General features: G+C 28.8%; 35 protein-coding genes. 27 read left to right on the forward strand and 8 right to left on the reverse strand.

Features of this window, described 5'->3' with window-relative positions; translation table 11 throughout:
- The first annotated feature begins 468 nt into the window (after nt 1-468).
- The 5 genes from modA (at nt 469) to D2A34_RS09990 (ending at nt 4,737) form a co-directional block, all read left to right on the forward strand.
- Nucleotides 469-1,311 carry a molybdate ABC transporter substrate-binding protein gene (gene modA / locus D2A34_RS09970; protein WP_119366525.1) on the forward strand — a complete coding sequence of 281 codons (843 nt, stop codon included), beginning with the start codon at nt 469-471 and terminating at the stop codon, nt 1,309-1,311.
- A 16-nt stretch (nt 1,312-1,327) separates the two neighbouring features.
- The gene (locus D2A34_RS09975; RefSeq protein ID WP_119366526.1) at nt 1,328-2,146 is read left to right on the forward strand and encodes an ABC transporter permease; all 819 of its coding nucleotides are present in this window, start codon (nt 1,328-1,330) and stop codon (nt 2,144-2,146) included.
- 4 nt (nt 2,147-2,150) lie between these two features.
- Nucleotides 2,151-2,900, forward strand: coding sequence for an ABC transporter ATP-binding protein (locus D2A34_RS09980; RefSeq protein WP_119366527.1), 750 nt, complete (start codon nt 2,151-2,153; stop codon nt 2,898-2,900).
- Nucleotides 2,878-3,615 carry a Rossmann-like domain-containing protein gene (locus D2A34_RS09985; RefSeq protein WP_119366528.1) on the forward strand — a complete coding sequence of 246 codons (738 nt, stop codon included), beginning with the start codon at nt 2,878-2,880 and terminating at the stop codon, nt 3,613-3,615. Before D2A34_RS09980 ends, D2A34_RS09985 begins: the two co-directional genes overlap by 23 nt.
- 294 nt (nt 3,616-3,909) lie before the next feature.
- The gene (locus D2A34_RS09990; protein ID WP_119366529.1) at nt 3,910-4,737 is read left to right on the forward strand and encodes an Mrp/NBP35 family ATP-binding protein; all 828 of its coding nucleotides are present in this window, start codon (nt 3,910-3,912) and stop codon (nt 4,735-4,737) included.
- Between the two features lie 308 nt (nt 4,738-5,045).
- Here the strand turns inward: D2A34_RS09990 and D2A34_RS09995 are convergent, their stop codons facing one another.
- Nucleotides 5,046-5,939 carry a multicopper oxidase family protein gene (locus tag D2A34_RS09995; RefSeq protein ID WP_119366530.1) on the reverse strand — a complete coding sequence of 298 codons (894 nt, stop codon included), beginning with the start codon at nt 5,937-5,939 and terminating at the stop codon, nt 5,046-5,048.
- A 330-nt stretch (nt 5,940-6,269) separates the two neighbouring features.
- Between D2A34_RS09995 and D2A34_RS10000 the strand changes: the two genes are divergently transcribed.
- From D2A34_RS10000 to D2A34_RS10045, 10 genes are all read left to right on the forward strand, one after another.
- Nucleotides 6,270-6,653, forward strand: a complete 384-nt coding sequence (locus tag D2A34_RS10000) for an iron-sulfur cluster assembly scaffold protein (RefSeq protein ID WP_182629349.1) — start codon at nt 6,270-6,272, stop codon at nt 6,651-6,653.
- Between the two features lie 30 nt (nt 6,654-6,683).
- Nucleotides 6,684-7,532 (forward strand): MBL fold metallo-hydrolase, encoded by an 849-nt coding sequence (locus D2A34_RS10005; RefSeq protein WP_119366531.1) that lies wholly within the window; start codon nt 6,684-6,686, stop codon nt 7,530-7,532.
- On the forward strand, nt 7,519-8,040 hold the full coding sequence (locus D2A34_RS10010; protein ID WP_119366532.1) for a permease: 522 nt from the start codon (nt 7,519-7,521) through the stop codon (nt 8,038-8,040). Before D2A34_RS10005 ends, D2A34_RS10010 begins: the two co-directional genes overlap by 14 nt.
- 248 nt (nt 8,041-8,288) lie before the next feature.
- Nucleotides 8,289-8,654, forward strand: coding sequence for a NifB/NifX family molybdenum-iron cluster-binding protein (locus D2A34_RS10015; protein ID WP_119366672.1), 366 nt, complete (start codon nt 8,289-8,291; stop codon nt 8,652-8,654).
- An 18-nt stretch (nt 8,655-8,672) separates the two neighbouring features.
- On the forward strand, nt 8,673-9,503 hold the full coding sequence (locus D2A34_RS10020; RefSeq protein ID WP_119366533.1) for a P-loop NTPase: 831 nt from the start codon (nt 8,673-8,675) through the stop codon (nt 9,501-9,503).
- Complete coding sequence (locus tag D2A34_RS10025) at nt 9,494-10,342, forward strand: ATP-binding protein (RefSeq protein ID WP_119366534.1); 849 nt, start codon at nt 9,494-9,496, stop codon at nt 10,340-10,342. The genes D2A34_RS10020 and D2A34_RS10025 overlap by 10 nt, the downstream gene beginning before the upstream one ends.
- Before the next feature lie 32 nt (nt 10,343-10,374).
- Nucleotides 10,375-10,734, forward strand: coding sequence for a C-GCAxxG-C-C family (seleno)protein (locus tag D2A34_RS10030; protein ID WP_119366535.1), 360 nt, complete (start codon nt 10,375-10,377; stop codon nt 10,732-10,734).
- 60 nt (nt 10,735-10,794) lie between these two features.
- Nucleotides 10,795-11,151: a NifB/NifX family molybdenum-iron cluster-binding protein gene (locus D2A34_RS10035; protein WP_119366536.1), complete on the forward strand. Its 357-nt coding sequence runs from the start codon at nt 10,795-10,797 to the stop codon at nt 11,149-11,151.
- Between the two features lie 290 nt (nt 11,152-11,441).
- On the forward strand, nt 11,442-11,906 hold the full coding sequence (locus tag D2A34_RS10040) for a C-GCAxxG-C-C family protein (protein ID WP_119366537.1): 465 nt from the start codon (nt 11,442-11,444) through the stop codon (nt 11,904-11,906).
- Nucleotides 11,907-12,084: 178 nt separating this feature from the next.
- A complete protein-coding gene (locus tag D2A34_RS10045; protein ID WP_119366538.1) occupies nt 12,085-12,540 on the forward strand; it encodes a DUF134 domain-containing protein in 456 nt (151 codons plus the stop codon).
- A 104-nt stretch (nt 12,541-12,644) separates the two neighbouring features.
- Here D2A34_RS10045 and D2A34_RS10050 read toward each other — a convergent pair whose 3' ends face one another.
- From D2A34_RS10050 to D2A34_RS10060, 3 genes are all read right to left on the reverse strand, one after another.
- Nucleotides 12,645-13,004 (reverse strand): NifB/NifX family molybdenum-iron cluster-binding protein, encoded by a 360-nt coding sequence (locus D2A34_RS10050; RefSeq protein WP_119366539.1) that lies wholly within the window; start codon nt 13,002-13,004, stop codon nt 12,645-12,647.
- A 272-nt stretch (nt 13,005-13,276) separates the two neighbouring features.
- On the reverse strand, nt 13,277-14,653 hold the full coding sequence (locus D2A34_RS10055; RefSeq protein WP_119366673.1) for a DUF2334 domain-containing protein: 1,377 nt from the start codon (nt 14,651-14,653) through the stop codon (nt 13,277-13,279).
- Between the two features lie 256 nt (nt 14,654-14,909).
- Nucleotides 14,910-15,482, reverse strand: a complete 573-nt coding sequence (locus tag D2A34_RS10060; protein WP_119366540.1) for a class I SAM-dependent methyltransferase — start codon at nt 15,480-15,482, stop codon at nt 14,910-14,912.
- A gap of 290 nt (nt 15,483-15,772) precedes the next feature.
- Between D2A34_RS10060 and D2A34_RS10065 the strand changes: the two genes are divergently transcribed.
- The 6 genes from D2A34_RS10065 (at nt 15,773) to D2A34_RS26660 (ending at nt 18,875) form a co-directional block, all read left to right on the forward strand.
- Complete coding sequence (locus tag D2A34_RS10065) at nt 15,773-15,967, forward strand: YgaP family membrane protein (protein ID WP_119366541.1); 195 nt, start codon at nt 15,773-15,775, stop codon at nt 15,965-15,967.
- Nucleotides 15,949-16,521 carry a carboxymuconolactone decarboxylase family protein gene (locus tag D2A34_RS10070; RefSeq protein ID WP_119366542.1) on the forward strand — a complete coding sequence of 191 codons (573 nt, stop codon included), beginning with the start codon at nt 15,949-15,951 and terminating at the stop codon, nt 16,519-16,521. The genes D2A34_RS10065 and D2A34_RS10070 overlap by 19 nt, the downstream gene beginning before the upstream one ends.
- 192 nt (nt 16,522-16,713) lie before the next feature.
- The gene (locus D2A34_RS10075) at nt 16,714-17,274 is read left to right on the forward strand and encodes a GNAT family N-acetyltransferase (RefSeq protein ID WP_119366543.1); all 561 of its coding nucleotides are present in this window, start codon (nt 16,714-16,716) and stop codon (nt 17,272-17,274) included.
- A 35-nt stretch (nt 17,275-17,309) separates the two neighbouring features.
- Nucleotides 17,310-18,125 carry an EFR1 family ferrodoxin gene (locus tag D2A34_RS10080; protein WP_119366544.1) on the forward strand — a complete coding sequence of 272 codons (816 nt, stop codon included), beginning with the start codon at nt 17,310-17,312 and terminating at the stop codon, nt 18,123-18,125.
- A 239-nt stretch (nt 18,126-18,364) separates the two neighbouring features.
- Nucleotides 18,365-18,619 (forward strand): hypothetical protein, encoded by a 255-nt coding sequence (locus D2A34_RS26475; protein WP_147357739.1) that lies wholly within the window; start codon nt 18,365-18,367, stop codon nt 18,617-18,619.
- Nucleotides 18,620-18,719: 100 nt separating this feature from the next.
- Nucleotides 18,720-18,875, forward strand: coding sequence for a hypothetical protein (locus D2A34_RS26660; RefSeq protein ID WP_182629350.1), 156 nt, complete (start codon nt 18,720-18,722; stop codon nt 18,873-18,875).
- A gap of 286 nt (nt 18,876-19,161) precedes the next feature.
- Here D2A34_RS26660 and D2A34_RS10085 read toward each other — a convergent pair whose 3' ends face one another.
- Entirely contained in the window at nt 19,162-19,764 is a 603-nt protein-coding gene (locus D2A34_RS10085) for a sigma-70 family RNA polymerase sigma factor (RefSeq protein ID WP_119366545.1), read from the reverse strand.
- A gap of 407 nt (nt 19,765-20,171) precedes the next feature.
- Here D2A34_RS10085 and D2A34_RS10090 point away from each other — a divergent pair, with 407 nt between their 5' ends.
- From D2A34_RS10090 to D2A34_RS10105, 3 genes are all read left to right on the forward strand, one after another.
- Complete coding sequence (locus D2A34_RS10090; protein ID WP_119366546.1) at nt 20,172-20,939, forward strand: DUF2089 family protein; 768 nt, start codon at nt 20,172-20,174, stop codon at nt 20,937-20,939.
- An 897-nt stretch (nt 20,940-21,836) separates the two neighbouring features.
- A complete protein-coding gene (locus D2A34_RS10100; RefSeq protein ID WP_119366547.1) occupies nt 21,837-22,010 on the forward strand; it encodes a hypothetical protein in 174 nt (57 codons plus the stop codon).
- Entirely contained in the window at nt 22,010-22,573 is a 564-nt protein-coding gene (locus D2A34_RS10105; protein ID WP_079441704.1) for an ATPase, read from the forward strand. The genes D2A34_RS10100 and D2A34_RS10105 overlap by 1 nt, the downstream gene beginning before the upstream one ends.
- Before the next feature lie 70 nt (nt 22,574-22,643).
- Here D2A34_RS10105 and D2A34_RS10110 read toward each other — a convergent pair whose 3' ends face one another.
- The 3 genes from D2A34_RS10110 to D2A34_RS10115 form a co-directional block, all read right to left on the reverse strand.
- Nucleotides 22,644-23,324, reverse strand: coding sequence for a tyrosine-type recombinase/integrase (locus D2A34_RS10110; RefSeq protein ID WP_243128311.1), 681 nt, complete (start codon nt 23,322-23,324; stop codon nt 22,644-22,646).
- Nucleotides 23,325-23,463: 139 nt separating this feature from the next.
- Nucleotides 23,464-23,595 carry a hypothetical protein gene (locus tag D2A34_RS27415; RefSeq protein WP_278337019.1) on the reverse strand — a complete coding sequence of 44 codons (132 nt, stop codon included), beginning with the start codon at nt 23,593-23,595 and terminating at the stop codon, nt 23,464-23,466.
- A 77-nt stretch (nt 23,596-23,672) separates the two neighbouring features.
- On the reverse strand, nt 23,673-24,257 hold the full coding sequence (locus D2A34_RS10115) for a helix-turn-helix domain-containing protein (RefSeq protein ID WP_079441703.1): 585 nt from the start codon (nt 24,255-24,257) through the stop codon (nt 23,673-23,675).
- 149 nt (nt 24,258-24,406) lie between these two features.
- Between D2A34_RS10115 and D2A34_RS10120 the strand changes: the two genes are divergently transcribed.
- From D2A34_RS10120 to D2A34_RS10130, 3 genes are all read left to right on the forward strand, one after another.
- Nucleotides 24,407-24,610 (forward strand): helix-turn-helix domain-containing protein, encoded by a 204-nt coding sequence (locus tag D2A34_RS10120; RefSeq protein WP_079441702.1) that lies wholly within the window; start codon nt 24,407-24,409, stop codon nt 24,608-24,610.
- A gap of 175 nt (nt 24,611-24,785) precedes the next feature.
- Entirely contained in the window at nt 24,786-24,935 is a 150-nt protein-coding gene (locus tag D2A34_RS10125; protein WP_243128312.1) for a DNA-binding protein, read from the forward strand.
- 16 nt (nt 24,936-24,951) lie between these two features.
- Complete coding sequence (locus tag D2A34_RS10130) at nt 24,952-25,143, forward strand: hypothetical protein (protein ID WP_079441700.1); 192 nt, start codon at nt 24,952-24,954, stop codon at nt 25,141-25,143.
- Nucleotides 25,144-25,267: the final 124 nt, after the last annotated feature.

The following is a 25,267-nucleotide window of genomic DNA, read 5'->3' on the forward strand; positions in this document are numbered from 1 at the left end:
ATTACTGTTTAATATGCTTCAAACGTTGATGTTTCATGGATTAATAATCAATGTTAAAATCTACCTTTTAAGACTAAGGTTTTCTGATTATATATTAGTATATGATTAATGTTAACAAACATAACATTAATATAGTAAATGTTGAATAAGTTAAATTTTCCTTCAAGGAAAACTGTATCTTTTTTTATCAAAGTTCCAGAAGGCATAGTTTTTATTAAAAGTCAGGTGATTTTTAATGTCTGAGCGTATTTTATGTAAAAATAAATTATATTGACAATTAATGATAAGGTGATTAAGAAAGTAAGTTAATATATTTTTTTGGCATTTGACAATAAAATTCTTGAAATAATAAAACAAATGATATATAATGTAACAAAACATGGTAAAACACAACGAAGTGAAAAAATAAGATTGTGTTATACCATGTTTTATTTTTTTATAAATTATAAATGAATTGGGGGAATATAAATGAATTTTAAAAGACTTATATGGCTAGGGGTAATTAATTTATTAATAGTTGCAATATTTACAGGTTGTGCTGGAACACAAAAATCAGCACAAGTAGATTCAAATACTACTAAAAATGAACAAACCCAAACCGATACACCAGCAGGGAAAAAATATGAAGGAAAATCATTACTTGTATATTGTGCTGCAGGTATAAATAATCCAATGGAAGCCGTTAGTGAAAAATTCAAAGAAAAATATGGGGCTGATGTTCAATTTACATATGCTAATTCTACTGAACTTATAAGTCAAATGGAGATTTCTAAGAAAGGTGACCTTTGTATTTTAGCATCTGTAGAAGATTATCAAACCGCTAAGGATAAAAATTTGGTTAAGGATGAAAAAGAACTAGCTAAACACATACCAGCTATTGCTGTTCCTAAAGGAAATCCAGCTAATATTAAATCTCTAAAAGATTTTGGAAATCCAGGAGTTAAGGTTATTTTAGGAGATCCACAAGTTACACCTTTAGGTAAACTAGCAAATAAATTGTTTGAAAAGCAAGGAGTATTAGATGATGCAAAAAATAATATAGTATCTACATTTAGTACAGTAAATGAAGTAGTTACTTTTCTGTCACAAGGCAAAGGGGACTGCTCAATTGTATGGGAAGATAATATTTTAAATGCGTCAAAAGATTTAGAATTAATAAGCATTCCAGAAAACGAAAATATGATTAAAACTATTCCAGTATGTACATTGCAAAGTTCAGCAGAAAATGAATTAGCAGAGGAGTTTATGAATTATACAGTATCTGATGAAGCAAAGGAAATATTAAAAAAATTTAATTTAAAGTCAATATGATAAAGGGTGTAGATGTATGTTTAAAGAAAAGTATAAAGATATTCTTTTTAAGATTATAATAGGTATATTTATAATAATGCTTTCTGGATTAATATTGCTTACAATATGCTCAGTATTAAAAAGAAGTCTGCCTTATATTTTAGAAAGTCTTATGGATGCTGAAATTCAATTTGCAATAAAAATGACTTTATATACATCAACAATAGCAACTTTGATTTCATTAATATTTGCAATTCCCATAGCTTATGGATTAGCTAAATTTGAGTTTTTGGGAAAAGGTGCAATCAGCGGAATAATTCAAATACCTAATTCAATTCCGCCAATAGCATCAGGAATTGCGTTACTATTATTATTTAGTAATGAGAAAATAAGTATTTTGCTTAATAAATTAAATCTTGATCCTGTATTTTCAATTAAAGGAATTATATTAGCTCACTTTTTTATCAATGCTCCATATATGATTAGAATTATAAGAACAACTTTTGAGGATATAAATCCTAAACTTGAATTTATATCAAGAACTCTTGGATATGACAGCTTTGGAACATTCTTTAAAGTGAGTCTTCCTTTAGCTAGAAATGGGTTAATTACTGCTATTATTATAACTTGGACAAATACTCTGGGGGAATTTGGAACTGCATTAATGCTTGCTGGATCCATAAGAATGAAAACTGAAACCTTGCCGGTAGCAATATTTCTAAATTTATCAGGAGGACGGTTGGATAAAGCCTTGGCAGCAGCAACAATTTTAATAATTATATCTATTATAGGATTAATCACTTTTGAATTTCTATGCAAAAAAGAAAGCACATATTTAAATAGTAGAAAGAAGTGAGTTTATGCTAAAAGTAAATCATGTATATAAAAGTTTTGGTGAATTTGAACTTAACGACATACATTTTCAAGTGAATGATGGAGAATACTTTGTTATATTAGGTCCTACAGGAACAGGGAAAACAATAATTTTAGAATCAATAGCTGGAATGTACAATATAGATAAAGGTGATATCTATATTGATGATCTTAATATTACAAATGTATTACCAGAAAACAGGAATATAGGACTTGTATATCAGAGTTATTTATTATTCCCTCACTTATCTGTCAGAGATAATATTGCTTTCGGGCTAAAGGCAAGGAAGACAAAAAAGCAGGACATTAATTTAGTTTTAGATGAGATTACTAAGATGTTAAATATTAAACATTTGCTAAATAGAAAAACTAATAATTTAAGTGGTGGGGAACAGCAAAGAGTAGCTTTTGCAAGGGCTATTGTAACAAATCCTAAGATACTTTTGTTAGATGAGGTAAGTAGTGCACTGGATCCCAATACAAAAAGAGAATTTCAAATTAATTTAAAGAAAATACATAAAAAATTACATACAACAACAATTCATGTGACTCATGATTTTAATGAAGCATTATATTTAGCAGATAGAATAGCTATTATTAATAAAGGGCGAATATGTGAGATAGGAACACCAGAAGATATATTTAATCATCCAAAAACAGATTTTGCAGCTAAATTTATTTATGGAAATAATTTAAAGTATGGAGATGAAGATAATGAGCAAAGACAAATTTTATAATAATTTAATTAATAGATTTATGGATATTGTAACAGATAATAATTTATTGGAAGAAAGAATAAGAGTTGGAGGAATAACATTAAGTCCATTAGAAGCTATTGGTAATACTGAAAAGGAAGATTTTCCTATAGTAAAAGGAAAAGAGAAATTGATTGAAGTAACTTTTAAAGGAGAAAAAGGACAAGCTTTTACTGATATGCCAAGTAATTTTACTGGAACGTTAAAGGAAATAATAGAAATGCCTCTTGAGAGTAATTTTAATAGGGCTATATATATTGCTACTTTAAATGCAGTTTGCAGATATTTAAAACTTACAGATAATACAATCCACTGTAGAGATAATGGACCAGAAAAATGCGCAGTGGAATTAGAAAGTTATTTAGAATCTAGGTTTGGAAATCCTAAAATAGCATTAATAGGATTTCAGCCAAGTATGTTAGACAGGCTTAGTAAAAGTTTTAAAGTGAGGGTAGCTGATTTAGATAAAAATAATATAAACACAGTAAAATATGGAGTTTTAGTTGAAGATGGTGAAAAAGATATAAAAGATTTGCTTACATGGTGTGATGTTATTGTTGCAACCGGAAGTACAATAGCAAACAGTACAATAACAAGCTTATTTATGGATGATAAGCCAACAATATTTTTTGGAACCACTTTAGCTGGAGCAGCTGCTATTATGGGATTAGAAAGATTTTGTCCATGTTCTAAATAATAAAGTTTTAGTATATTAAAATAATTAATTCGAATCAAAAAAGGGGAGTTAGAAAGAGTTAATTCTCTTTTTGATTTGAGAAGTATAGTGAATAATAAAGTAACATTTATGCTTAAAATCTTAGAAAACATAAATATTACTTTATTTTTTATTTTAAAGAAAGAATAATTCTTACTATATTTGTAAATAAATTTTCACAATCTTTACAAAGTAAATTAATAGCATTTGACAATAACAAAAAATAGTAATAATATTTATGTTGGCAAATGCTAATTAAAGTTGGGAGATGATTTTATGTCAAGTTGTAATTCTTGTTCATCAAAAGATGGATGTAATAAGGATAAAGGAAGCTGCATGATTGAAAATAATCCGTTAAATAATGTGAAGAAAATTATTGCTGTTATGAGTGGTAAAGGTGGAGTAGGTAAATCATCAATTTCTGTTACCATTGCAAAACATCTAAAAGGACTTGGATATAGTGTTGGTATTTTAGATGCTGATATAACTGGGCCAAGTGTTCCAAGACTTCTAGGAGTAGAGAATAAAAAAGTTACTTTCACCGAAAATATGATGTATCCTGTGACAACAAGTGATGGAATCAAAGTTATGTCTTTAAATTTATTAATTGAAAGTGAAGAAGATCCAGTTCTTTGGAGAGGACCTATAATTTCAGGAATGGTTAAACAATTTTGGACTGATGTACTCTGGGGAGAACTTGACTATTTAGTAATAGATATGCCTCCAGGTACAGGAGATGTTGCATTAACAGTTCTTCAATCTATTCCTATAAGTGGTGTAGTAATGGTTTCAGTTCCACAAGATTTAGTTTCAATGATAGTAGCTAAAGCTGTTAATATGGCTAAAAAGATGAACATAAATATTTTAGGTGTTATTGAAAATATGAGTTATATAACATGTACTAAATGTGGAGAAAAGATGAAACTTTTTAATGGAGATAATACAGAAAAGTTCTTAAATGATATGGATTTGAAACTTTTAGGAGAACTTCCTATGTTAACTAGCATAAATAATTTAGGACAATATAAAGATTCACATATAGATGAAAGTTTAGAATTATTATTTGATCCTATAGTTAAAAGAATTATTAGTGAATTGGAATAATATAAACATTTTTAGAATTAGGGGTGGTACCGGCATCCATATCATGCACTGAAAGGTGGGTTCCATAACAAGGGTTTTATAAATGAAAAAGGCCTATTAAATCTTTACTTTGATTTAATAGGCTTTTTAACTTCGTAGAGAAATATTATTGCGTTCATTTAGTTCTAGAATATTAAATGTATCTTTCGATTATGTTATTTAAATATTGCTATAGATATAGAAATATTTAAAGAGTACCAATTTTTAAAATGCTGTGAAATATTAGCTAAACTCGTGATTATAAAATCAAAACAAGTGATTGGCGGTTTTTACAATTTGTAAACTAAGGTGGTGAACATACCACCGGTCCCATCAGTAAAATTATTTGAAACATGATGGGAAATATGGCAGTGAAAAGGCCATATACCTGGATTATTTGCTTTAAATAAGACATCCCAAGTTTCACCGGCAGCCACTAGTATTGTATTTTTTAAAATTCTATCATTATCAGCTATAGGATTACCATCAGCTTTTTCAACTAAAAATTGATGTCCATGAATATGCATTGGATGATGGTTAATCTGTATGGCTCCTAATCTTAAACGCACAATATCATCATATTCAACTGGCATAGGTGTGGTAGATGGAAAACTCTTGCCGTTTATAGTAAACATATTAAAGTCCATTGCAAAAGGTTTAAGATTGTATTGACCAGGTTCTACTTTTTTTCCTTTATCCAAACCTATCAGACTCCATTCCTGCATTAGCAGTAGATAATCCTTATTAACATTTCTTTCATGTGGATTTAGAATTACAAAACCGCCTAGAAGCCCTAACATATCTTGCTTTGCAACATTAACGTGAGAATGATACATATGGGTCCCGGGTGGATTAGTAATTCTAAAGTGATAATCAAAATAGTATCCTGGTTCAATTCTAGGTGAAGGTTCAACGTCTGGGACACCATCCATCACATTAGGAACGTTAAGTCCATGCCAATGAATACTTGTAGCTTCCGAGAGATGATTAATTACTCTTATATTGACATAGTCCCCTGGATAAACTTGAATAGTTGGGCCTGGTATACTTCCGTTGTATCCCCATCCTTTAATAAAGACACCTGGAAGTATTTCCTGATTTACAGGTTCGGCTACTAATTTGAAACATTTAATACCATTTTCGATGGTATACTTAAGTGTAGGAATATCTGGTGTAATGACCATAAAACACCTCTTTATATTATAGATTGTATAGGTAATAAAGAATACTATATTGTATTCAGAGGTATTTTATTATGCTACCAAACAATATCTAAAAATACTTAAGAAATAACTAACTCCTTATGATTAGTTTTACATTATAAAAGGTAGAAGCAGCATTCATACAATCACGCTTAATACATTTCTATGTCAGTATTAAGTATTCATGATCTTTATTATTTTTACACAATAAATGAATTTTTTAAGGAATATTATTGGCGTTTGACAATAAAATTAAAATAAAGTAATATAAAGTGGCAAATGCTATTAATATACAATGGGAGGGTTATATATATGGAAGAATTTTCAGATATTGCATTAGATCATTTTATGTGTCCAAGAAATATGGGAACAATTGATAGTCCAAATGGTGAAGGATACAATGGAGATCCAAGTTGTGGTGATTATATAGAAATATTCATAAGAGTAGAAAATAACTTAATTGAAGATATAGGATTTTTAGTTTTTGGATGTGGTGGAGCTATTGCTACTGGCAGTATGACTATGGTACTTTCAAAAGGGAAAACTTTAGAAGAAGCATTAAAAATCACTGAAGAAGATATTATAGATGCTTTAGGAGGATTACCAGAAAATAAAAAACATTGTTCTAATCTTGGTGTTCAAGCACTTAGAAATGCAATTCAAGATTATTATGATAAGGCACAATCAAAAAAATAACAAGTCCATCTGCCTAAGGGGGAAAAATAAATGAGTTTAAAAATAACAACTCTTATTGAAAATAATTCTGATAAAAATAATATTTTATGTAGTGAACATGGACTTTCCTTATATATAGAAATTAATGAGAAAAAAATTTTATTTGATACAGGTCAAAGTGGAGATTTTATTAAAAATGCAGAAAAATTAAAAATTGATTTAAATGATTTGGATTATGTAGTGTTAAGTCATGGGCACTATGATCATAGTGGAGGATTCAGGAATTTTGTACAAAATTCCAGTAAATCATTTAAACTTATTGTAGGAAATGGATTTTTTAATGAAAAGTACAAGTTGATAGAAAGAGAACAATATAAATTTAATGGTAATTCCTTTTCTGAAGAGTTTATTAGTCAGAATAACATTTTTTTAAAATCTATTAATCAAGATATATGTAATATCACAGAGGATGTAATAATATTCTCTAATTTTGAAAGAAAAAATAATTTTGAAATTCTCAACAAAAAGTTTTATATTAAGGAAAATGGGGAATATCTCCTTGATGATTTTTCTGATGAAATAGTATTAGGTGTAAAGCAAGAAAAAGGTTTAGTTGTTATACTTGGATGTTCACATGTAGGGATAGTGAATATTATAGAAAGTATCACACAAAGGGCAGGCATACCTATTTATGCTATTGTTGGAGGCAGCCATTTAATTGAAGCCGATGAATTAAGATTAAATAATACTATTAATTATTTAAAAGAAAAGAATATAAGTATTTTTCGATTATCTCATTGCACAGGTGATAATGCAGTGGAAAAATTAGAAGGTGAGTTTGGAAATAAATTTGTATATAATAATACCGGAAATATAACAAAATTCGATCAAGAGATATAAGTTTTTTATTGTAACAATAGTAATTGTAGGAATTATAACTATTATTAATAAAGAATTAGGACTTAAATCTTTAGGTATTGCAGGATTTAGCTTTAAAGAAATGGCTTTAGTTATACCACCAGTTTTTATGTTATTAGGATTACTAGATGTATGGGTTCCAAGAGAAACAATGATTAAATATATGGGAGAAGGATCTGGAATTAAAGGAATTCTTTTGTCTATAATTATAGGATCAGCAGCTGCAGGTCCACTATATGGAGCGTTTCCAGTTGCAGCAGTTTTTATGAAAAAAGGAGTTAAGTTTAGTAATATATTAATTTTCATAGGGGCATGGTCTACCACTAAAATTCCTATGTTTATATTTGAGATGTCTTCACTTGGAAAAACATTTGCAATAACAAGATTATTAATTGATATTCCAGGTATTATAATAATTGCTTATTTATTATCAGCATTTGTTTCTAAAGATGAAATAAAGAAAATTTACAAGAATGCAGAAGATATATAAAGTATCTACAAAATAAATAATGATTATAATTCATAAAGTAGCAAAAATAGTTTAGTGCCCTGGATTGATGGTTAAATAAAAAATAGAGAAAGTAAGCTTTTAAGAGATTTTATTTTTGGAGGTAGGAAACTTGATTTAAAGATTCCTACTTCTTTTTTAAAATTATTTATTATTGGCATTTGACAATTAAAAATAAAAGGAGTAAAATGTAATTGTCAAATGCCAATAATAAAATAGGAGATGATTTAATGAAAATAGCAGTTTCATCAAAAGGAAAGATTACTGATAATTCACTTGATCCTAGATTTGGAAGGTGTGAATTTTTTCAAATCTATGATACAGAAGTTAAAGCTACTAAAATTGTAAAAAATAAAGGTCAAGAAGCAAGTGGTGGTGCAGGAATAGCAGCGGCTAACCAGCTTATTGATGAAGAAGTAGATATTATTATCACAGGAAGCCTTGGACCTAATGCTTTTGAGATTATGGAAAAGGCAGATATTAAAGCATATAAGTGTGAAAGCATAGCTATTACAGATGCTTTAGAAAAATACAATAATAATGAACTTGAAGAAATAACGATTGCAGGTAAAGCACATCATGGAGTGAACGCTTAGATTGGAGTGATAAAAGCTATGAATATAGCAGTCCTTAGCGGAAAAGGGGGAACTGGTAAGACTACAGTTTCAACAAATCTTGCCCTTGCGTTAAAATCAAATTATATTGATTGTGACGTAGAAGAACCTAATGGATTCATTTTTTTAAAACCTAAAATAGACCAAACTGAAAAAGTAATGGTAGAATATCCGTTTATAAATGATGAGAAATGCACTTCATGTGGCAAGTGTGTAAGTGTATGCCAATTTAATGCACTTGCTAAAGTAAAAGAAGATATAATGCTATTTGAGAAATTATGTCATGGATGTGGTGCTTGTGAGATTGCATGTGAATATGATGCTTTAACTTACAGGAAAAGAGAAATAGGAACAATCGAGGGTGGAAAAATAGGAGATTTGGATTGCAGACGAGGAATTTTAAATATAAGTGAACCTATGGCGGTGCCTGTCATTCGTGAGCTTCTTAAAGATTTACCACAAAATATTAATTTAATTGACTGTCCTCCAGGAACATCATGTAACGTAGTAACTTCATTAAAATATGCTAATGGAGCAATACTTGTTACAGAACCATCAGAGTTTGGACTTCATGACTTGAAAATGGCTGTTGAACTTGTGAGAATGTATGATATACCTTTTGGAATAGTAATAAATAAAGATGATGAGAAAGATAATATCGTAAAAAGATATTGCAAAGATGAAAAAATAAATTTAATTGGAACTATACCTTATAGTAGAGACACGGCGGTTTTATATTCTAATGGTGAAATATTGTATGATGATTCAAAACATAAGAATTTATTTGATGAATTATCTAAGAATGCAAAGGAGGTGCTAAAGTGGAACTAGTAGTTTTAAGCGGTAAAGGTGGAACAGGGAAAACTACTATCGCAACCTCTCTAGCAGAACTTGCAGAAGATGTTATAAGAATAGATTGTGATGTAGATGCACCAAATTTTTATATGTTTTATGAAGGTAAAGATATTGAAAAAAATCAGTTTATAGGTGGGAAAAAAGCTTCCATAGATGAAACTCTTTGCATTAAGTGTGGGAAATGTGAAACTGTATGCAGATTTGATGCAATAGAAAATTTTAATATTAATCCATTTTCATGTGAAGGATGTGGTTCTTGCGTTTTAGCATGCCCACAAAAAGCTATAAACTTTGAAGATGAAAAAATAGCAAATGCATTTATTACTGAACTAGACAAAGGTGTAATTTCAAGAGCAGAAATGAAAATAGGAAGCGATGGCTCAGGTAAATTAATAAGTTATTTAAGGAAAAACGGAAAACAATTTAGTACCGATGAAAAGCTGATTATAAGCGATGGTTCACCAGGAATTGGATGTTCTGTTATATCTTCTATTACAGGAAGCGATGCTGTTTTAGTAGTTACAGAGCCTACAAAATCTGGACTTGAAGACTTAATTAGAGTAGTAGCTTTATGTGAACATTTCGGAGTATTTACTATGGTCTGCATCAATAAATTTGATATAAATGAAGATATGAGTACTAAAATAGAAGAATTCATTAAAAAAGAAGGCTTGGTTCTAGCAGGTAAAATTCCATATGATGACACTGTTATGAAATCTATAAATGAGTTAAAACCAATTATATACTATGAAGATAGTAAGGCATCTAGTGCTATTAAAGAAATGTGGCAGAACATAAAAAATTACATTTATTAAATTGAAAAACTAATTATAGAGGAGAAAATAAAGTGGAGAGAGTAATTGAATTTCATAAAGAAGGATATAATTGTGCGGAATCTGTATTAAAAGCATTTAATGAAGATACAGGATTAGATATTCCAGTATCAATTGCAAGTCCTTTTGGTTCTGGTATGACGGTTGGAAGTACATGTGGAGCAATCACAGGAACTTTAATGGCAGTTGGTGCATTAAAAGGAAGAAATACAAGTGAGGAAAAAAATAATTCAAGAATATTAACTAAAGAAATAATAACTAAAGTTAAAGAAAAGTATGGAACACTTGAATGTATTGAGCTAAAGAAAAAAGGTGTAACTTGTACAGAAATTATAGAATACGCCTATGAGCTATTAAAAGAGCAAATAAAATAAAAAAGTTTATTAATAAATAATTTAAATTTAATTTTGTAAAATATGAGGAGGAAATTAAGAATGAAAATAGCAATTGCAAGTGATGGAAAGTACGTAAGTGGACATTTTGGACACTGTGAAGGATTTACTACTTATGATGTAGAAGAAGGTCAATCTTTAAAGAAAGAATTTATACCTAACCCAGGACATAAACCAGGATTCTTACCAGTATTTTTACATGAAAAGAATGTAAATGTAATAATTGCAGGAGGAATGGGCGAAACTGCTCAAGAACTATTTAAAGAAAATCAAATAGAAGTAATTGTTGGCGCAGAAGGTTTATGTGATGATATTATTCAAAAATTTATAAACGGTCAATTAAATTCAACAGGTAGTGTTTGTACTGAGCATGCACATGAAGGGCATTGCGAGGATTAATAAAGTAAGAGATATTATTTGTTTTTAGTATAATCAAAAAATTAACAAGTCAGTATGCTAATCTATTTAGCTTCATGGACTTGTTATTTCTTTCATATGCATTAGTTTTAGGATGAAAGATTTCTTTTAAATGTAGAAATTATTGATATATATTTAAAATACAGTAAAATTAAATTAAAACATAAATAATATTGTGGAAATTAAACAAAACATAAGTTTTGTTAATTATATTAGAAATAATACTATGATTACATAGTTAAATTTATTAAAGTAAAATGAGGTCGATATAAATGGATAACATAAGGAAACGTGCTATGGAGCTATTTAAACAGGGGTATAATTGTTCTCAATCTGTATTTGGGGCCTTTTGTGAAGAGTGTGATATGGATTTTGATACAGCACTTAAATTATCATCTTCTTTTGGTGGCGGTATGGGAAGGTTGCGTGAGGTGTGTGGAGCAGTAAGCGGCATGTTTATGGTAGCCGGTATGAAATACGGTTATAGCGATCCAAAGGATAGCTTATCTAAAGCAGAACATTATAAAAGGATTCAAGAGCTAGCTGAACAATTTAAGGAAAAGAATGGTTCTATAGTTTGTAGAGAACTTTTGGGACTATCTACTCAAAAAGAAAGTTATATACCGGAAGAGAGAACTGCTGAATATTATAAGAAACGTCCATGTGCAGAGATCGTGGGTGATGCGGCTGAAATAATATATAAGTTCATAACATCTAAGAATAAGGATGTATTATAAGAAAAATTTGAATTTTAGGATTTGATAAAAATATTCAATAGTGAAAATGTGGTTTTGTTACTATATATGCAGATTTGAAGCTTTTCATAAAATTGAGTATAATTAAGTTAACAAATAGTTACAACAGATTTAGGTATTATACTAGTTTAAATATATAGTAATCCAGGGAGGATGGAAAATGGCAAGACCAACAAAATTTAGAAGAGTTGAGTTTTTTCCAGAAGATGATTATTTTGTACCATGGGGAAAACCAAAATGTCAAATTGAAGAAATAGTCTTAAAAGTAGAAGAACTTGAAGCAATGAGACTTAAAGATATAGAAGAGTTAAATCAAGAAGAGTGTGCTGAAAAAATGCAGGTATCAAGACAAACTTTTCAGAATATAATAGACAGTGCAAGAAAAAAAGTGGCTACAGCTTTAACAGAAGGTAAGGCAATAAGAATAAGCGGAGGCCATTATACTACAAAGCTTTGTAAATTTAAATGTGCAGAATGCGGAACAATTTATGAAATAAATTTTGATCAAGACAGAGTAGTATGCCCAAGCTGCGGATCTGATAAAGTTATGTGTAGTAAAAAAGCAGGATTTTGTAAAAATTGGTGCAGAGGTAGTAATACAGATACTATTAAATAGTTTTAGTTTTAAATTATTAAGTTTATATCCACAAAAATAAATAATAATAGATCAAGTAAACAAACTTGGGTCTATTATTATTTTTTTGTTTTGAAATTCTTTATTTATTCATTATTACAGTCATGATGATGACACATATCACCAGAATCTACAAGAGAACCATTAAGCCAGTTTAAAGCTACAGTATTTACATCTCCAGAGCAGCCACGCAATACTTCTATTCCTGCATTGCTTAGCACTCTTACAGCGCCTTCACCCATATTACCTGCAAGTAAAACTTTAACATCCATAGCAGAAAGAGTAGATGCAATGTTTGATTTGCAGCCACATCCAGCTGGTGATTCAAGAGTTTCAGAACCTAATATTTTTTTATTTTGTGTATCAACCGTAAAGATTGTGTAGTATTCACAATGGCCAAAATGATCATCAATATTATTATCGAGTGATGGTAATGCAATTTTCATAATATAAACCTCCAATAAATATATAGATGAGCATATGTAATAAAAAGGTTATTGGCATATGCTCTTATATATTATAATAAACCTATTAATGGCATATGTCAATAATGCTTGGTTAATAAGAAAAGAGATATGACTACATACAATATTTTTAATTGAAATGTATTAAACATATAAAATCCTTATATATTTTATATGTTTAATAGGTAGTCTAAATTGGAGTTAGGCTACCTGTTTTAATATATCCAGAATTTCATTTAATAATGAAGTATAACTTATTTATCTATAAGTTCATCAATATGAACTGTTACATAGTTATCTGATTTAAGAGTTTTAACTATTTTTTGTAATGGAGAATTTTCATCATAGGTTATATTAAGCTTGTTGGCACTAATATTAAAATGAACATAATTCAATTCAACAAATGGATGATAATAAAAACTATGAAGTACATCAGGATCATCATTATTAAGCCCATCAATTATGGATGTCGCATCCGAATTGTGTACATACCCTAAAGGCGTTGGAACAAATAAATGGTAGTCATCTAAGTCATATATATTGTTTTGTTTACTGTCAAAAGGTTCATATATAAATTGAAAATAATCTTCAATAACATTTCTTTGAAGCTCAGTTTCCCCATAATGAGGGCTTTCATAGTATGAAATGGGAATATTTAAAGCGCTTGCAGTATCTATTCCATTTTCAACTATAGCACGTGTTTGATCGACTGTGTTATTTATATCTTTAGTCATTTCGTTGCCTGGCCCGCTTTTTTCATCATCATGTTGATGAGTATAACCATGAAGTCCTATTTCACCGCCTTTGTTAATCAAATAATCTAATAAGTTAACAAATCCAACATTTGTTATATTATCACTTGTTAATAAATCATTATCAATATTATCAGTAGGAGATTTAAATCTAGGAATCCAGCTAACATGATATTTCATTCCTTGTGAGTAAAAAAGATTAGCCATTAATTTTATTTTTGCTTGGTTTTTATCAATTGAATAATTACCACCGCATCCAAAGTCCTCTAATCTTATTAAAGAAACTTTATTACTATAAGGTACAGAAGCATTTTCAGGTGTTGATACACTGTTATCGAGTAAGCTTATACTATTATTTTTAAAGTCAAAAATAGCAATCAAATTAAAAAGTTCCTCTATATCCGAAATAGAAATATAATTAACACCATTACTATTTATTAAATTTCCACGAAGATTGCCTGTCCTAGAATTTTTTGTATAAGAATTTACATTTAAAGAAATCTTATTATTATTGTTAGATAATAAAATTTTATTATCCGAAGTACTAATAGTATAGTTGAGCTTGTTACAAATAAAATTAAGTGGCATATAATATCTTTGTGATTTAAGCAGCATAGGAACATTAATAATATTAGATTCATTTAAGATATTTAAACTTATGCCACTAACTTTTGTTATAGGTCTATCTTCAAATTTAATTTTGGGAGTATATGTACTTTTAAAAGTATTATCAGGAAGTGAACTCGCATATACAGTATTGTTTATAACTGTTAAATCTTTATTGAAAAACTTGTAGTAAAAAAGTGGATGAAAAAATAGAAAAATAGATAGAGATATTGATAATATTAATAAAGTGAATAATTTCTTTTTCTTTTGCATAACTTTCCTCGCCTCATCATTCATAAAATAATTCCACCAAATATTTTATTATAAGTTTGTGACAAGTATTTGTCATAAATATATGCAATGTAGATGGATTATTCAAATACTTAAATATTTTGAATGACTTGGAAGTATTTTAAATAGATGTATTCTGAAGAATATGACAATAAATATTCTTCAGAATATTTTATAGCTAAAAATTAAGAGCATGTATTAATTTATATTGCAAAATCCAGATTTATAGATAATTGGATTATTTTTGAGCTATTATGCCATAAAAATTTTCACCAATGTCTATAGACTCAATAGTTGAAAAGCCTACTTTATCTAACAGTTTCATCAAGCTTACTCTATCTATTCTATGGTCAATAGGAGGACCAAATTCGCTTTCTGCTTTTTCCCATTCAACAATAGTAATCTTCCCATTAGGTATTATAATTCTTTTTACCTCGTTTAAAAAGTTTTCTTTTTCATTAGCTTCATGTAATACAAGGCTGATAAAAGCAAATGTGACTTTATTATCTTCTAATTTTAAATCATTTTCTTCTGTCAAAATCGTTTCTACATTTGATATATTATTATCGCTAATTTTAATTTCAACATCTTTAAGCATTTCAGGTGATATATCCATTGCAAATATCTTACCGTTTTCTCCAACAATTTTGGATGCTGGAATAGTAAAATATCCAATACCGCAGCCTATATCAGCCATTATAGCTTCTTCCTGCAAATGAAGACTTATAAGGGTTTGCTCTGGTGGTAAAAGCTCTCTTCGCTTTTCATTGTCAAGTTTATGTTTATTCTTTGCATCAAATTTATGTGCCATCGTTTAAAATGTACCTCCTAAAATTTATTTTAATCGTATATATATTGCAGAAATAATTATTCAAAACTTAATGATTTCAAATGGGAATCTCAATTCAATGACCATCGAGTGTTGAACATTGCAACATATATATTATACAACTTAAGCATTATAAATTCTTAAGTATAATCATAATTTATATTAATACATAATAAGAGAAATTGAATGTGATTTTATCACAGAAAAATGTATTATATTTTGCTAAGTTAGAATTAACAAGTAAAGTGATTTTAAATAGAGGAGTGTTTTAAATGAAGAATGTTGGACACATAAATAGAATAATGAGATTTATTCCAGGATTAATTCTATTGAGTATTTTGTTTTGGGGAGAAGGAAATTTAAAGTATTTAGGGCTAATAGGTATAATTCCTATATTATCAGGTATATTTGATGTTTGTCCGTTATGTTTGATTTCAGGTAACAAGTCATGCAAGATAAAAAAGTAAATGCCTTTATTAATCCACCTAAAAAAATTCCTTGGTTTTTAAAAATCGGAATATATATTTCAAATAAAGTTACTAAAAAGGACTTACTGGTTCCTAAACTTCTTGCTTGGTATCCTAAAGTTGCAATAAGTTCGGGTATTCTTGAAGCGATGGTGGCTCATGGTAAAGGAGACCTGAATAAACGTATTTTAAAGCTTGTAAGAATTCAGGCGTCTCTAAGTGTATCATGTCCATTTTGTATAGATATGAATTCTTTTGAGTATGAGGAAGAGGGAATAACTAAGGAAGAAATTTATTGTCTGACAGGAAAATATAATATTAATGATGTATCTACATTTAATATTAAAGAAAAATTAGCAATAGAGTATACAAAATTTATATCACAAACTCCTATTAAAGTGCCAAAAGAGTTTATGGAAAAGGTAAAGCTTAGCTTTACCGAACGTGAAATAGTTATTATTGCAAGTACTGTAGCTCAGGTTAACTATTGGGCTAGGCTTATACAAGCCTTAGGTGTGCCACCAGCAGGTTTTTCGAATAAATGTGATATATAGTAATTTGAAATAAAAATACAAATAAAAACATGTAATGTATAATTTTACATTAATTACTGTTAATGATATTATATTTGTAATTCATACAATTAAGTATTTAATTGGGGGAAGAAAACCGAATAAGATTTCTGTTTAACTACTTATACTAACAAAAAGGAAAGATAAATATATAAGAGGAGGGGAACTAGAATTATGTTAACACATGTTGGTACAACTAAAATTGAAACAGAAAGATTAATTTTGAGAAAATTTGGGTATACAGATGATAAAGAAATGTTAAAATACTGGATTAGCGATCCTAAAGTTCAATCATTATATTGTGAACCAGTTTATAGCACAAAGCAAGAGGTTAAGGAGCTGCTTGATAAATATATAGGTTCATATGACAAGGATAATTACTATAGGTGGGCAATAATCCTAAAAGAAACGAATGAATGTATAGGTCAAATTGCCTATTTTTCAGTAGATGACAATAATCATTTTGCAGAAATTGAATACTGCATTGGAAGTTTATTTCAACGAAGAGGCTATGCAACAGAAGCTACAAAAGCTGTTATTAAATTTGGCTTTGATAAAATTAATTTACATAAGGTCCAAATATGTCATAAATCAATAAATTTTGCGTCTCGCAAAGTTATAGAAAAATGTGGACTAGTTTATGAAGGCACACTGAGAGACTTTTTTTATGAAGATGGACAATATGTTGATAGATTATATTACTCAATTCTAAAAGATGAATTTGTATCTAGATAATTTATTGCAATTTAAAATGATAGAGGTATGCAATTATGAAACTTAATTCGGCAACAAGTATATATTTTTCGCCAACAGGAACAACCAAGAAAGTTATCAGCTCTATTTTAAAAGGTATGTGTATTAGTAGTAATACAACAATAGATATGACTAAGCCTAGTATTAGGAATGATTTATCTCCAGCAATTGAGGGAGATATAGTAATAATTGGTGTGCCTGTTTATGAAGAAAAAATTCCTGAAATGTTACATGAGTTCTTAGTTAGCTTAGAAGGGAACGGAAAGCCAGTAGTGCTTATTGCAGTCTACGGGAATTTTGGAGAAGGTATAGCGTTAAATGAACTGAATGATATAGCTAAAAATTCAGGATTTAGTGTAGTAGCAGCAGCTTCATTTATCGGAGAGCATTCATTTTCTACAAGAGAAGTACCAGTGCAAGAAGGTAGGCCTGATTATTATGATTTAAGCATAGCTGAATCTTTTGGAAGAAGCATATTAGAAAAAATGAAAAAAGTAGAGAATCCAAATAATATGATACTAAAAATTCCAGAGGGAAAATTGCCTCTAATGGCGAAAATTTTACCTAAAAATAGTGCTAGGATATTTACCAAAACACCAGTAGCTGATATGAATATATGTAACCATTGTGGTGTGTGCGTAAAATTATGTCCAATGAATATAATTGAAAAAGATACTTTGAAGATAGATAATAACAAATGTATCCGCTGTTTTTGTTGTGTGAAGAGGTGTCCTAAAAGTGCAAGGAAAATTATCTATAGACCAAAGTTTATTGTATCTAAAATGTTAGCGGAAAAAAATAAAATTAAAAAAACTCCACGAATATTTATATAGACTTAGAGGGGAGAGCTAATGGAAAATAGTAGTGTAGAAAGAAAAAGGAATGTAACTTAAAAGCATTTAGTGAGTTTAAGAGAGTATTAAAAAATGGAGGAAGATTTTCATTTACGACATTTCTTAGGAAGAAAGATGAGAAATTTATATGGTTTGATGAGCTAATTCAAAAATATTTACCTCCTTCTGAAGAGCATAAAAAGGATGATAATGATCCAGAATTTGATACAGAAGAAGGCGTGCATGAAGCTTTAGAACAAGCTGGATTTAAAAACATACAGATTGTAAGTGAAGAAAAAACTTTTATATATAGGAATGAGCAAGAATGGTGGGATAAGCTTTGGACTCATGGTTATGTAAAAGTATTAGAAAAAATTCAAAAAGACAAAATAGAAGAATTAAAAGAAGAAGTTTTCTCAAAACTTAAAGAAATAAAAGGAAGAGAAGGAATATCTGTTACAATGTTTGTTGCATATTCTATTGGAGAAAAATAATTTTCTAACAGTAGAGCTTCTGAGCATGTAGGTTCTTTTAACGTCCAAATATTCTCCGTCAATAGGAGGAGCACATCCATTAACTATAGGAGCTCTTCTATTGTCTGGAAGTGTGTCTATAGAATTAGAAGTAGTTTTTATTGAAGATGTATTTGTACTCTTACTGTTAGGATTAGTATGTGAGTTTAAATTTACGTTTGTATTATCTGTAGATTTAATTTCATTAATGATATTTTCTTTTAAGATACATGACTAAAATAGATATATTCTAGTATGGTTTGCCATAAATATGGTAAGGAATATATATTCTAAGCCATATTTATTCTTAAGAATAGTACCATATATATGGAGAACAATATATATTCTGAAGAATATGCGCCAATAATGCGGGTTTTGAGGTTGTAGGCTTAAAAAGCTTTGCATTTTTATGTGATTTAATATAATAAAACATATATCCATATTAGCAGAGAGCACAAATGTAGTAAGTACTTTTAACTTTGATTAGAAAATTAAATATAGGCAAAAAGGACTCCAAGGCTTAACTAACCTTGGAGTCCTTTAATCTGGGGATTATTATTAATTTGATTTATATAGCAAAAAAGCTTCTTTAATGTAACTTTCTTTTTAAGACTTGCGGTGGAATAGGCCATATTCTTGATATAAGCATAGGTTTGAATTGTATTATCTTTAAAAAATATAAAATCAATAAGTTCCTTTTCTTCTTCAGTTAAATTATTAAGTGCGAATCTTAAATCAATATAATCACATTCATTGCAAAGTAAATATTCAAAGTCAATATCATTAGATGGTAAATCTTTTTCAACATCATCATGTAAGCTTAAAGCATCATTTCCATCAGTGGAACTTTTAGTTTTAGTTCTCTTAATCAGGTCATTCATATTATTTTTAATAGCATTTGTAGCATAAGCAACAAAACTATGCTTTTCTAAATTATATAGTTTAAGGCATTTAAAAAGAGATTTATAACATTCATTATGCAAATCATAAATTTCATAACCATCTATAAAAGTTCTTTTAGAAATGTTAATTATTAAAGGTTTAAATTCTAATGCTAGTTTCTCTTTTGATAACTGATCGCCATTTTTACCTCTGTAAACTAATTCTTCAACGTAATTAAAATCCATACTGCCCTCCATATTCATTAATAAATATTCTTTTGGATTACATAGCAGGCCTTAAAAATAACCTCTATATTTAGTATATATGATGAAATTTCATATATCACATATGAAATAAAAAATAATTGGGATTATGAATCTATAGAAGTTTTTTATTTAAAAGTTCTTGGTTGCAGAAAAGTTCCGTATTGTAGCATAGCTACTCTTTTAGAAGTGTATATCTCATGTGGAGGTGTATGAAAATGAAAAAATTTATTATAGCAGTAGGTCACACTGCAAGTAGGAGTGTTGGATGTGGAGTCATTGACATTACTTTTTTATTTTTTAAAAGTAGTGTTTAATAATATTTATAACTATATTGACTAGGTATAAATGCTGCTGTATAATTTTGGTAAAAGAATAGGGGTGGAAAAATGAACCGAGATTCTGTTTCTGAATGTCCAAGATGTAAAGAAAAATTAGTAGCAACTCGATTAAGCTGTGATAACTGTGAGATGGAACTTAGCGGTGATTTCCCTCTAAGTAAATTTGATTATTTATCTATTGATGAAAGAGAATTTATAGAGTGTTTCCTAAAACATCAGGGAAATTTTAAAGCTGTTCAGAATGAAAAGGATATGTCTTATCCAGCAACTAAAAAGAGATTAGTTGATATACTTGAAAAATTGGAATTGGTACAGTCTAAAGGTGAAGAAAAGCTGGATTTTTCACTGAGTAAAGTAGCACATGTTGATATTAATGATACTGACAGTATAGTTGTTAAAACAATAAAAGAGAAACTTAATGATAATACTGGTAGAGCAATTATTAAACTTTATCAAGGAGATAGCTGTGCTATTTGGTTTGATGAAAATGGTAAAGGGCTTGTATCACCAAAAATACCTCCAGCAAATCAGCTTATTTGGCAAGTGTTTGATGCGGCAGTAGAGGTTGTGCTAAATAACGGTGGTAAAGCTGTAAAGGGTAAAGCACGTTCGGGTGCAAAGCTTGGAAGTGATGATCTTCCTATAAATTCTGTTGAAGGATATATTGCTAATAAAGTACATGGAGTAAAAGAAGGAGAAACCGCATTTGGTCCTGGTTTTGTTATTTGTGCAGTACTTGATTGGGCTGATATTTGCAAAAATGAACGTGGGTATCTAACAATGAATCCAACATTTTTAGATAAAATTACGAGGTGATGAAATACACTACATATTGTAGGTTAGAAGTAATATAAGTTTGGTGATTATAAAAGAGTATTATTGGGGGCGCAGATGTGGAATTATGTGGTGAAGTTGTCAAATTAATATGGTTAGATTGTATGATGCGATTTAAGAGTTTGAAATTTTACAGACACTGTCTGTAAAATTAACATGGTCTCATTTATTAAAGTTGATAACAATTGAAGATAACTTAAAAAGAGATTTTTACTTGAGGTAGATAAGAGTGGAATACATGTTGGTCAATATTTAACTCAGCTGCCACCTAAGGAATTATTACAAGAAAAATTACACAAGGCAATACAAAGAGCTAAAGAGAATTTTGTATTATTCCCAATATTATTTTATGCGAAAAAGGAAAATATTAAGAAAATATAGATTTGCAGGATAAATATTACAAAGTGCTATAAATGGCATAATTACTGGGTTTAGAAAGTTGAATGATGGTGAAATAAAGATTTTTTGTAGAAGTGGGAAACACATAAAAAAAGCTGCACTACAAGGCATCTAAACCAAGTAATACAGCAATCCACAAAAATAAATGGTGCCGATGGCCGGATTCATAAAATAGGCATTTTACTAATTTCTACTAAAGTTTGAAAGCCTCTTGTTATCAGGGTTGGGCCGTGTACAAGCAATTTTGATTTTTACTAATTATTGTTGCAAATTTTAAAGATGATCGAATTGTTGTGAATTGATTAAAATTCAAATTTTTGATATTTATAGTATATAATTTATTATCTTTAATAATAAATGAATTTATAATCTACTTGTTTTTATTTTAAGAATAGAAGTACATAAAAATTGTTTATATTGATAATTAGTTAGTCTATAATATAAATATAATATAGAGTATTATTTATCGGAGGGAGTTCTATGGAAAAGATTAATGAAAAAAATAATTTATATGATCAATTTTTAAAATATTCATATGCAGATTTAAAGGAATTATTTAAAAAAGCAAAAACAAAGGAAGAACAAGATTTTTATATTACTTTATCTGAGATAGTACTACAAAAGGAACAAGAAAGAGTAATAGGTAAAAATTAATGGCTACTTATACTATATTTGCAGGTGTAAATGGAGCTGGAAAAACATCAATATATGAGTCTATTTATTATGAAAGAAATAAGGATGAAAAAAGAATAAATACAGATGAGATGGTAGCAAGAGTAGGTTCATGGAAAGATAATAATCTTCAAATCAAATGTGCAAGAGAAGCTGTAAAGCTTATAAATCATTATATAAAAAATGATATATCATTTAATCAAGAAACTACTCTTTCAGGTAAAAGTATTATTAAAAATATAGAGAAAGCAAGTGGAAAAGGTTTCCATGTAGTTATAAATTATATTGGAGTTGATAGCCCTGAAATTGCAAAAGAAAGGGTTAGAAGTAGAGTATTAAAAGGTGGACATGGAATTCCAGCTGAAGCTATTGAAAGAAGATATTATGAGTCACTAGATAATTTGAAAGAAGTGCTGGATTTGTGTAATGAAATAAATCTGTATGATAATACAGATAGATTTAAACATGTAGCATATATTTGTGATGGAGCTATTAAATGGAGAAGAGACATAATTCCTAAATGGAGCTGCACTATTTTAAAATAGATTATTTTAATTAGAATACCTTAATGATCTTTTTATAGGGCTAAAAATAAGCTAGGCTATCAGCCTAGCTCTAATCAAACATGCAATTAATCTTCTCATATTCCGTCTTATTCTTTTCTTTATTTATCTCAGCATAAACAAGCATAGTCATTTTAATATCAGTATGACCAACCCAATCCATTGCAGTACGAGGGTTAATATCTTTACTTAAGCAGTTGGTTATAAATATGTGTCTCAAACTATGGTAGTGTATATCGGTCTTAATACCTGCCTTTTTTAATGCAGATTTTAAATGTCTGTTAGGATTCTTATTATCTATATAGTCACCATTTTCTTTGCAGAATATTAGATTATTATCACAATATAATTCACCATATTTTAATTTATGTTCCATGTTCTTTTTCATTATATTCTTAATTATTGGCTTAAGCATACTTGGAAGAGGTACCTCTCTAATACTAGTCTTAGTTTTAGGGATAGTAACTTTATTAGCATATATTTTTTTGCCATCTTTATCTCTTTCACCAGTCCAGACATATTTAACTGACTTTTTTATTTTAATAGTCATATGGTTAAAGTCTATATCTTTTACTTGTAAAGCCATTGCTTCTCCTAGTCTAACCCCACACATTAAACCTAATAAAATAATTCCTTCAAGTGGATCGCCTTCTAGAGCTGCTATAAATCGTTTTTGATCGTCTTCTGAAATATAATTTTCTTTTTCTTCTATAGATTTCTTCCCACTTTTCAAAGGTAGAATCCTTTAGTGATGGCCTTTTAATATTCCATAACCAATCATAATAAAAATTCCCAAGAGTTGAATTATCACTATTACTTACAAAATTCTCCTGGAATTCTTTTAATTTAGCTTTATCTTCTTTTTGAGTTTTTCAATAAATTGCTTTTCTCTTTTGTGTTCCTGTTAATGGATCATACCCAGTGGTTAGCATTATGCACCAATATTTTTTACCATTTCCAGTAACCCATTTTGCTGAACCCTCTCCATTTGACCTCTTTGCCATAACTCTTTCACACCTACTCGCAAATAGTATTTATATAAAATTGGAACTATAGTTTTCGTAACTAAAATCCTATGATGTTATTTTGTGGTTGTTGCTAAGAAATTATTCTTCTCATATTGTTTTGAACTACCATGATCAATATGCTCATGTTCATTGAGACAATTTCTTTCATGAAATTTTAGATTCAGAAATCTATTGAATAGAATTGATAATTCATTTATATCTTCCTCGGTTAAATGATCAACTTCATGCAGAGGACATATTGATAAAATGAATTTAAAATAATCATGATTCTTCATATTTATAGTCTTCCAGTTAAATAAGTCAAAGAAATATTTCTTATATAATTCATTCATTTCTAGTTCGTAATCTACAATTTTTGTTTCGTCAGCATTAATTGTATTTTCTATATCCTTATCAATAGCTTTACTGAGTCTTAATTTATTAGAATAGAAATTTGTATTATCATCATCATCTAATAAGTCAGAAGTAGACTGGTTTAAGCTTTCAGCTATTGCCTCTAATATTGATATAGTTGGAGTTCTTTTATTATTTTCATAATTGTAAATTGCATTTCTAGATAGTTTACATTTATTTGCAAGTTCTTCTTGGGAAAGGTTTAATTTACGCCTATAAAATTTGATTTTTTCACCTAATGTCATTAGTATCACTCCTTAGAAACATTTTACAAATATTTCACACAGATGTAAACAAAAAAATGTAAAAATATTCAAAAAGATATTGACTTCATACAAATGAATTCATATAATTTAAATATGGAAAATTCATACAAATGTGTGAAGGAGGTAAAATGAATATAGATGTTAACAAAATTAGAATTGCACAGGCTAATGAATGCTTATCAGTTAATGGATTAGTAGAGAAAACAGGCCTTGGCAGGGCAACAGTTTCAAAGATCATTAATGGGTATGTAAAACCATCACCTAAAAGTATTGGATTAATAGCAAAAGCACTAAATGTTGAAGTAAAAGAATTACTATTAGATGAAGACTGATTTATTAAATAATGATTATGAGAAATTGTGATTAAAATTTTTTAGCATTGATAGCTAAAACACGTCATTTATTTAAACGATAACATTTAGAATATTTACAAATGATATTGTTGCTAGAATCGACTAATTATAGGGGGATGTAAATGGATATAAGAAAACAATAAATACTAAAGAATTGGCAATATTATTAGATGTTTCTGAGGCAAACGCTAGAAGAATAACCCATATTCAAGGAGCACCAGTCCTCAGAATAGGAAGAGATATTAGAATTATTATTTCAAAACTTGATCAGTTCTTAGAAGAACATATAGGAGAAGTTTTATAGAGTGAGGGGGATTTTGATGATAAGAAAATTTGATGGATTAACAGCAAATGACTTAATAGAAATATTAAAAAATGTGCCTAGAGATACAAAAGTGTGTATTGAAATGTTAGGAGAAAACTTTCCAGTTAAACAAGTTGAACAATGTATTTATTATGATTGGAACAAAGGACAAAAGGTTCAAGAGCATAAGGGGATACTAATAAAATAACAAAGAAAGAATTAGATTGATATAGTTGCGGTAGTTTTAGTTACTTTGCGTGTATAAGTTAAGTATCATAGTGAATGAGGGATAAATATTGAATTTAATAATATTTGAGTACTATGTGTTTACC

This window comes from Clostridium chromiireducens, assembly GCF_003575225.1.
GTDB lineage: Bacteria > Bacillota > Clostridia > Clostridiales > Clostridiaceae > Clostridium > Clostridium chromiireducens.

Excerpts from the sequence above, each read along its gene's own strand:
- modA (WP_119366525.1), top strand. The coding sequence starts at position 469 with ATGAATTTTAAAAGACTTATATGGCTAGGGGTAATTAATTTATTAATA.
- D2A34_RS09975 (WP_119366526.1), top strand. The coding sequence starts at position 1,328 with ATGTTTAAAGAAAAGTATAAAGATATTCTTTTTAAGATTATAATAGGT.
- D2A34_RS09980 (WP_119366527.1), top strand. The coding sequence starts at position 2,151 with ATGCTAAAAGTAAATCATGTATATAAAAGTTTTGGTGAATTTGAACTT.
- D2A34_RS09985 (WP_119366528.1), top strand. The coding sequence starts at position 2,878 with ATGAGCAAAGACAAATTTTATAATAATTTAATTAATAGATTTATGGAT.
- D2A34_RS09990 (WP_119366529.1), top strand. The coding sequence starts at position 3,910 with ATGTCAAGTTGTAATTCTTGTTCATCAAAAGATGGATGTAATAAGGAT.
- D2A34_RS09995 (WP_119366530.1), bottom strand. The coding sequence starts at position 5,939 with ATGGTCATTACACCAGATATTCCTACACTTAAGTATACCATCGAAAAT.
- D2A34_RS10000 (WP_182629349.1), top strand. The coding sequence starts at position 6,270 with ATGGAAGAATTTTCAGATATTGCATTAGATCATTTTATGTGTCCAAGA.
- D2A34_RS10005 (WP_119366531.1), top strand. The coding sequence starts at position 6,684 with ATGAGTTTAAAAATAACAACTCTTATTGAAAATAATTCTGATAAAAAT.
- D2A34_RS10015 (WP_119366672.1), top strand. The coding sequence starts at position 8,289 with ATGAAAATAGCAGTTTCATCAAAAGGAAAGATTACTGATAATTCACTT.
- D2A34_RS10020 (WP_119366533.1), top strand. The coding sequence starts at position 8,673 with ATGAATATAGCAGTCCTTAGCGGAAAAGGGGGAACTGGTAAGACTACA.
- D2A34_RS10035 (WP_119366536.1), top strand. The coding sequence starts at position 10,795 with ATGAAAATAGCAATTGCAAGTGATGGAAAGTACGTAAGTGGACATTTT.
- D2A34_RS10040 (WP_119366537.1), top strand. The coding sequence starts at position 11,442 with ATGGATAACATAAGGAAACGTGCTATGGAGCTATTTAAACAGGGGTAT.
- D2A34_RS10045 (WP_119366538.1), top strand. The coding sequence starts at position 12,085 with ATGGCAAGACCAACAAAATTTAGAAGAGTTGAGTTTTTTCCAGAAGAT.
- D2A34_RS10050 (WP_119366539.1), bottom strand. The coding sequence starts at position 13,004 with ATGAAAATTGCATTACCATCACTCGATAATAATATTGATGATCATTTT.
- D2A34_RS10055 (WP_119366673.1), bottom strand. The coding sequence starts at position 14,653 with ATGCAAAAGAAAAAGAAATTATTCACTTTATTAATATTATCAATATCT.
- D2A34_RS10060 (WP_119366540.1), bottom strand. The coding sequence starts at position 15,482 with ATGGCACATAAATTTGATGCAAAGAATAAACATAAACTTGACAATGAA.
- D2A34_RS10065 (WP_119366541.1), top strand. The coding sequence starts at position 15,773 with ATGAAGAATGTTGGACACATAAATAGAATAATGAGATTTATTCCAGGA.
- D2A34_RS10070 (WP_119366542.1), top strand. The coding sequence starts at position 15,949 with ATGCAAGATAAAAAAGTAAATGCCTTTATTAATCCACCTAAAAAAATT.
- D2A34_RS10075 (WP_119366543.1), top strand. The coding sequence starts at position 16,714 with ATGTTAACACATGTTGGTACAACTAAAATTGAAACAGAAAGATTAATT.
- D2A34_RS10080 (WP_119366544.1), top strand. The coding sequence starts at position 17,310 with ATGAAACTTAATTCGGCAACAAGTATATATTTTTCGCCAACAGGAACA.
- D2A34_RS10085 (WP_119366545.1), bottom strand. The coding sequence starts at position 19,764 with ATGGATTTTAATTACGTTGAAGAATTAGTTTACAGAGGTAAAAATGGC.
- D2A34_RS10090 (WP_119366546.1), top strand. The coding sequence starts at position 20,172 with ATGAACCGAGATTCTGTTTCTGAATGTCCAAGATGTAAAGAAAAATTA.
- D2A34_RS10100 (WP_119366547.1), top strand. The coding sequence starts at position 21,837 with ATGGAAAAGATTAATGAAAAAAATAATTTATATGATCAATTTTTAAAA.
- D2A34_RS10105 (WP_079441704.1), top strand. The coding sequence starts at position 22,010 with ATGGCTACTTATACTATATTTGCAGGTGTAAATGGAGCTGGAAAAACA.
- D2A34_RS27415 (WP_278337019.1), bottom strand. The coding sequence starts at position 23,595 with ATGGCAAAGAGGTCAAATGGAGAGGGTTCAGCAAAATGGGTTACTGGA.
- D2A34_RS10115 (WP_079441703.1), bottom strand. The coding sequence starts at position 24,257 with ATGACATTAGGTGAAAAAATCAAATTTTATAGGCGTAAATTAAACCTT.
- D2A34_RS10120 (WP_079441702.1), top strand. The coding sequence starts at position 24,407 with ATGAATATAGATGTTAACAAAATTAGAATTGCACAGGCTAATGAATGC.
- D2A34_RS10130 (WP_079441700.1), top strand. The coding sequence starts at position 24,952 with ATGATAAGAAAATTTGATGGATTAACAGCAAATGACTTAATAGAAATA.